Raw genomic sequence first — 2,285 nt, 5'->3', positions numbered from 1 at the left:
CAATCATTTATAAAGCGTGACAACGGAAATTTGTGAGTATTGGCAATTTCTCTAAATTGATTATGTGTTTCAGCGTCGAGTGTGATGGTGCAAACTTTAAGATTTGCTTTTGCTTTTGGTTTTTTCATTAGTGTCCCTTTCTTATTTATATATATTTATTAGAGCACAAATAAAAGCAAAGTCAAATAAATACATATTTTTCTTGACAAAATTCAGGCACAAAAAAACCAGCATTAGCTGGCTTTGTTATAAGTCCCTTATACATTCGTCTTGATATTCGTAAGGAACTCTACTTTGGTCTACCAGCACCTTGAATGTGTAATCTAATGGGTCAAAAATCAAATGACAAACACTTTTGTCATGTGCATTCTTAACATCTTTATATAAACCATAAAGACCTAGTTTTTTTGTATATTTTAAGATTTCTTTTCTTTTGCTAGTTACCCTTATTAGTTGCATGCTCATAATCTCCTGTTCTTGATAACAATATAACATGCGATTATAAATAATCAATAGATAAGTATTTATTTATTGCAACTCGGCAGCATCAAGCAATGCAGTATCAACAATTTTGTAATTTGCTTTTATATCAATCATTTCTTTTGTGCTCAAATCAATTATGTATTTACCTATTAGTCTTTTTCCGAAAACATCACCGAGCAGGTCATTCTTAAATACTTGTATTTTGCTGTATAGCCTCATTATTTTTAGGTTTCCATTTACAAATATAGAGAACCCAATGAAATCGTTCTTGTCCACAAATGCGAACGCCTTATCAATAACGTCATTCTTGCCTTTCAAGAATGATTTTCTTTTCAGCTCTCTCCACAATGAAAGCGTATTCTTAACGCCGAACATTGCATATCTACGCACAGACCACAGTGCTTGAACTGCTCTAACTTTTTTGTGATTTGAGATTTCCAACTTATCTACATTTAGGACGCCGCCTTTTAACTCGAATTCCAAATTGAATGACTTAGTTAGATACTTCATCACGTATGATGTTGCCTTGCTTTTCTTTGCGTCAATTTCTTCAATTCTTACGGCGTTTTCCGAGTGTCTAAAATGCTTGTTAATCAAGATTACTAATTCGTCATAATGTTTCTTATTAACATACATTAAAGCGTGCTTATGAAAGCACTGGTCTTTGTGAGGTTCGACTGCCCAGAAACCATTCATCTCAATCTTATGTCTATGGATGTCTTTTCTAAAAGCATTCCATAAGCCTTTCAAGTAATCATTGCTATCCTTTGGGGTTGAACCGTCCCAAGAACTAACGCCTTTCGACGGCTTTGGATGAAATCTTGCCGGAGCGGTAAAAGTTATGAAAAGAGGCTTATAGTCAAGTTGTTTGGCATAGGCGTCCAACGATGAGACTTGGATAAATATCTCAGCAAATCTTTGCTTTTCAGTGCTTGCTACTTTCCATAGTGGGATTTTCTTGTTGTTTTCATTAACAAGAGATTTCTTCATTATGTAATCAAGCTGGCTGGCTTCGTCAGCTTCTCTATTGCGAACAACTTCATCACTACAAATCTCAAATGCTCGACCGGAACCAATCAAACCTGAGTGCAGCTTTAAAAGTTCGCTTCTTTGTTTTTGTATTCTTTTTATTTGTGATTTAAGTCTTTTCTCATCAGCAATGTTGATGAGCTTGTCTTTTATAGTTGACCCTTTAATGTCCTTTATTTTGATACCATAACCGATATCCCAATCATTCTTTATGCGTGAAAAAATACTCTCGCCGGAGTCATCGTTGTCGAGGTTTCTCTGCTTTATTATTAGTTGCTCTTGAATTCTCTCGAAAACAAACGTGATATTTTTGACGATTTCGTCCAAATCGCCAGCTAGAATGTATTTATGTCGTATCTTCCAGCATCTATATTCACTGCAAGTGGCAACCCAAGTGAATTTATTTTTGAGGTTTCTTATTTCTTTGGCTATGTTTTCACGCTTTCTTTTTGATGAGTTATTTAACTTATTTTCAAGACATTCCTTTGCAATCATCTTTTTTTCGATGGCTCGCTCAAAAAAATACTGCCTTTCACATTCTGCAAAGAAAAATTCAGGAGTAAGATTTTTAAGGATTATGCGTTGTGGAATAAATATCATGAAAGTTATTATTGTTCGTTACTAATACAAATACCATGCCGTGCATGGTTGTCAAATAAATAAATATTTTTACTTTCTAACCTGTAAAAAAGCTGATTTTTTTAAAAATCAAAAACGGTCAAAAAAACCTATAAAATCAACTTGCGACACTTATTTAAGAGTTATCCAAGAAG

The 2,285-nt window shown here is 34.0% G+C and carries 1 protein-coding gene; it reads right to left on the bottom strand.

Annotated elements, in window-relative coordinates:
• Nucleotides 1–528 precede the first annotated feature (528 nt).
• Nucleotides 529–2,112, bottom strand: a complete 1,584-nt coding sequence (locus ACW9JE_RS30330; RefSeq protein ID WP_149411650.1) for a replication endonuclease — start codon at nt 2,110–2,112, stop codon at nt 529–531.
• Nucleotides 2,113–2,285 lie beyond the last annotated feature (173 nt).

Source organism: Pseudomonas sp. SDO55104_S430 (assembly GCF_054070595.1).
This window is presented reverse-complemented; position numbering and strand designations above follow the sequence as displayed.